This is a genomic window from Nocardiopsis sp. MG754419 (genome assembly GCF_018207095.1).
Taxonomy (GTDB): domain Bacteria; phylum Actinomycetota; class Actinomycetes; order Streptosporangiales; family Streptosporangiaceae; genus Nocardiopsis.
On sequence record NZ_QOCZ01000264.1, the window covers coordinates 1 to 3,550 of the forward strand.

The following is a 3,550-nucleotide window of genomic DNA, read 5'->3' on the forward strand; positions in this document are numbered from 1 at the left end:
GGCCCGGTGCGCGGGCTCGCGAGCCCGCGCACCGGGCCTCGGCCGTCGGTCGGGTCAGCGCCGCCAGCTACGCCACAGGCGGGCGTAGCGGCCCTCCAGGGCGACCAGCTCCTCGTGCGACCCCTCCTCCACGATGCGCCCCTGGTCCATGACGACCACCCGGTCGGCGGTGGCCGCCTGGGTGAGACGGTGGGCGACCACCAACGTGGTGCGGCCCTTGGTGGCGGCCGCGGCGGCCTCCTCCAGCCGGCGGGCGCCCGAACTGCCGGCCTCGGCCGTGGCCTCGTCCAACACCGCCAGGTCCGGGTCGGCCAGAGCGAGTCGGGCCAGGGCCAGGTGCTGGGACTGTTCCGCGGTGAGGGCGTGCCCGCCCTCACCGACGACGGTGTCGACGCCTTCGGGCAGGGCACGCACCCAGGCGAGTGCGCCCACGGTCACCAGGGCCTCCTCGACCTCGTCGCGGGTGGCGTCGGCGCGGGCCAGGCGCAGATCCTCCAGCAGGGTCCCGGCGAACACGTGGGTCTCCTGGCTCACCAGGAAGACGTGCTCGCGGACGCGCTTCTCCCCGAGTTCGTCCAGGGGGACACCGCCCAGGTACACGCTGCCCGAAGTGGGGGTGCGCAGACCGCTGACCACGGCGGCGAGGGTGGTCTTGCCCGCGCCGCTGGCGCCGACCAGGGCCACACGTTCACCCGGGTCGACGACGAGCGTGACCCGGTCCAGGGCCCGGGGCGCGCCGGGGGCGTAGGCGTGGCTGACCGACGCCACACGCAGCGAGGCTCCGGCCGGTCCCTCCCGCGCGCCGGGATCCTTCTCCTCGGGCAGGTCCACCACGCCGGCCAGCCGGGCCAGGCTCGCCCCGGCCTGCTGGACGTCGTTGAAGGTCATCACCAGGAAGCCGACGGGGCCGAAGAGGCGGTGGAAGTACAGGGCCGCGGCGGTGACCATCCCGACGGTGGCCACGTCACCGCGGACCAGCCAGAACCCGACGACGAGCACGGTGCCCAGACCGACCATCTCGGCGCCGTTCATACGTGCGCCCAACCTGGTGAACAGTCGGAAGACGTCGAGGGTCAGCCGCATCGCGGTGAGCGAGCGGTCGGCGATGCGCTCCTCGTGCTCCTGTTCCAGACGGTAGGCCCGCACGGTCTCGCGACCGCGCAGGGCGCCCATCATGGCGTGCGAGCGTTCGCCCATGGCGACGCGTTCGCGGGCGTAGAAGGGACCCGAACGCGGCATGTACCAGCGCACCGCCCACACGTAGAACGGGAGGGCGGCCAACCCGGCCAGACCCAGGCGCCAGTCCAGGGCGGTCATGCCGGCGGTGGTGAGCAGGACGGTGGCCAGGGCGGTGACGACCTCGGGCCCGTTGCGGGCGATGGAGTTGGTGACCACGGCGACGTCGTCGCCCACACGGGAGAGCAGGTCGCCGATGCGCACACGCTCCAGCCGGGCGGCGGGCATGTTCAGGACGCGGCGCATGACGCGTTCGCGCAGTCGGGCCAGAATGGTCTCGCCCAGCCGGCTGACCTGCCAGGCCCCCAGACCGACGAGAACACCTCCGCAGAGGGCCGCGACGGCGATGAGCGCGGCCGAGCGCAGGATGGTGTCCACGCCGGCGCCGCCGGTGATGTCGTCGACCATGGCGCCCAGCACCCAGGGGGCCACGAGCCCGGCGGCGCTGCCCGCCAGCACGGTGAGCAGCGCCAGGGTGGTGGCGCCGGGGCGGGCGCGCAGCCCTTGGCCGAGCACCGCCCAGGTCCGGCGGGCGTTGGCGGTGGGCAGGAGTTCGGGACCACCGGTGGGGTCCTGCCCCTCGGTGCGGGTGGTGTCGGTGCTCAACGCAGGACCGCCTCGCGGTAGTGGGGGTCGTCCTCGGCCAGGCGGGTGTGGGTTCCCTCGGTGTGCACCCGTCCCTCGCGCAGGACCAGGACACGGTCGGCCCGGGCCAGCAGAGCGGGGCTGCTCGTGATGGCGAGCGTGGCGCCGCCGCGGGCGGCGCGCAGGGCCGCCGTGCCCTCGGCGATGGCCTCCTCGGTGACGGCGTCGACCGCGGTGGTGGGGTCGTGCAGGACCAGCACGTCCGGGTCGGCGGCGAGCGCGCGGGCCAGGGCCACGCGTTGGCGTTGGCCGCCGGAGAGGTTGGCGGCGCGGTCGGTGACGGGTCGGTCGAGGCCGTCGGGGTGCCCGGTGACGAGTTCGCCCGCGGCGGCCGCGTCGAGGGCGTTCATGAGCAGGGCGTCGTCGGTGTCGGGCGTCGGGGCCAGGTTGGAGCGCAGGGTGCCCTCGAACAGGACGCTGCCGTGTTCCTCCACCAGGACGGTACGGCGCAGGGAGGTCAGTGCGAGTTCGTCGACGGGTACGCCGGCGATCCGTGTCGTGCCCCGGGCGTCGGCGGCGCGTCCGGCCAGGAGGTCGACCAGCGCCTCGGCGTCACGAGGGTCGGTGGTGAGCACTCCGAGGAACTCGCCGGGGCGCAGGGTGAGGTCGACACCGTCCAGGGTGCGGTGACCGGCCTGGGCCATGTCGATGACGGGTCCGTGGTCGGGCAGGGTGGCGGGCAGCCCGCGTTCGCCGGGGGTGACGGCGTCGGGTGCGGTGAGCAGGCGTACCAGGCGTTGGGCCGAGGCCCGGGCGATGGCGAACATCTGACCGACCATCCCCAGAGCCTGGATCGGTTCTGCCAGGAACTGGGCCAGTCCGACGACGATGACGAGTTCGCCGATGGTCAGGTGTCCCCGGATGGCCATCCAGCCGGCGGTTCCGGCCACACAGGCCAGGAAGACGGCACCGGCCGCGGTGACCAGGCCCTTGTAGACGCCGTTGCTGGCCGCGGCTCCGACCGAGGCGGTGAGGGCGTGGTCGCTCGCCTCCCGGTACCGCAGGGCGGCACGGTGACGGGCGCCGATGCCCATGAGCACGCGCAGGCCCCCGACCAGGTCGGTGGCCATGGCGGTGGCACGGGCGGCCGTGGCCTGCTTGGCCTCGGTGCGGCGGGTGATGCGGGCGGCGGGCACCCGCAGCAACAGGAGCATCAGGGGCAGGCCCAGGAGCACGCCGAGACCGAGGGGGATGTTGATGGTGAGCAGGACGATGGTGGTGATCACGATCGCGGTCACCTGGGCGATGCCCACGGCCCAGGCCCGGGCGTAGGTGGCGGCCTGCTCGGCGTCCGAGGTGGCCACGGCCAGCAGTTCACCGGAGCGCAGGCCGCTGCTCTGACCGTGGGGGTGCAGGACGCGGCGGGCCGACTCCAGGCGCAGCAGGTGCGCCTCGCGTTCGACGACACCGAGGGTGAACCGTGCGCCGGCGCGGTACGCCGAGGCCAGACAGGTGAAGAGGAGGACGAGCCCGGCCACGCACCACAGCAGCGCGGTGACGTCGCCGGTGGACACGGCCAGGTCGATGGTGAGGCCGATGGTGACCGGGACGAGCACCTCGCACAGCTGGTGCAGCGACAACAGGGTGACACCGAGGGAGATGCGTCCGCGGTGACGGCGCAGCGAGCGCGAACGCAAGGCCGCCGCACTGGTGGGGACGGGTTCGGGGG

2 protein-coding genes are annotated in these 3,550 nt (G+C 74.0%); both read right to left on the bottom strand.

Translation table 11 applies throughout. The features are described 5' to 3' along the window. Window positions 1-54 precede the first annotated feature (54 nt). The gene (locus DSY14_RS27320) at window positions 55-1,842 is read right to left on the bottom strand and encodes an ABC transporter ATP-binding protein (RefSeq protein WP_211719482.1); all 1,788 of its coding nucleotides are present in this window, start codon (window positions 1,840-1,842) and stop codon (window positions 55-57) included. Further along, window positions 1,839-3,550: ABC transporter ATP-binding protein (locus tag DSY14_RS27325; RefSeq protein WP_249188555.1), on the bottom strand; the 1,712-nt coding region annotated here is incomplete at its 5' end. The genes DSY14_RS27325 and DSY14_RS27320, both read right to left, overlap by 4 nt.